This is a genomic window from Sphingobium limneticum (assembly GCF_008710155.1).
GTDB lineage: Bacteria > Pseudomonadota > Alphaproteobacteria > Sphingomonadales > Sphingomonadaceae > Sphingobium > Sphingobium limneticum.
This window is the reverse complement of the sequence record NZ_VYPZ01000108.1, coordinates 1-530: the sequence shown is the minus strand read 5'-3', so window position 1 is coordinate 530 and position 530 is coordinate 1. Positions and strand designations below refer to the sequence as shown.

Sequence of the window (530 nt, the reverse complement as noted above, 5' to 3'; positions counted from 1 at the left end):
TTGCTCACAGCTCCCCCACGCTTATCGCAGCGTGCCACGTCCTTCATCGCCTGTACATGCCAAGGCATTCACCAGATGCCCTTACCTCACGCTTGAGAGTCCACACCACCAACATCAGCACTGGAGAAGCACTGAAGCGGCTTGTATCGGTGTGGTTATTAAACTCAGCCAGATAATCTTGTGTGTACAACACCGAACTGACCTTCATCCGTCTGCCTTGCGGCAAACGCACAAAAACCAATCCCATGTCGCCACGGCATCGATTAAAAAACCCATTCACAATGTCAAAGAGGCGCACAACGTGCGCCATATCACCGGACGTATCCGGTAAACCGCTACTCTTCATCTCTGGAAATTGTCCGCTGCGCGCAATCGCTGCGCAGTTTTCAGTGCTGCTCCGCGATAGATCGCTGCGCAGTTGCTTGGTGGAGCTTATCGGGATCGAACCGATGACCTGATGCTTGCAAAGCAACCGCTCTCCCAGCTGAGCTAAAGCCCCCAGCCAAGCAATTGGTGGGCCGGGGAGGAGT

1 tRNA gene and 1 rRNA gene are annotated in these 530 nt (G+C 54.2%); both read right to left on the bottom strand.

Features of this window, described 5'->3' with window-relative positions:
- Window positions 1-95: ribosomal RNA gene (locus F4U94_RS24225) — 23S ribosomal RNA — on the bottom strand; the annotation flags it as partial.
- Between the two features lie 328 nt (window positions 96-423).
- Window positions 424-499, bottom strand: a tRNA-Ala gene (locus F4U94_RS24220).
- Window positions 500-530 lie beyond the last annotated feature (31 nt).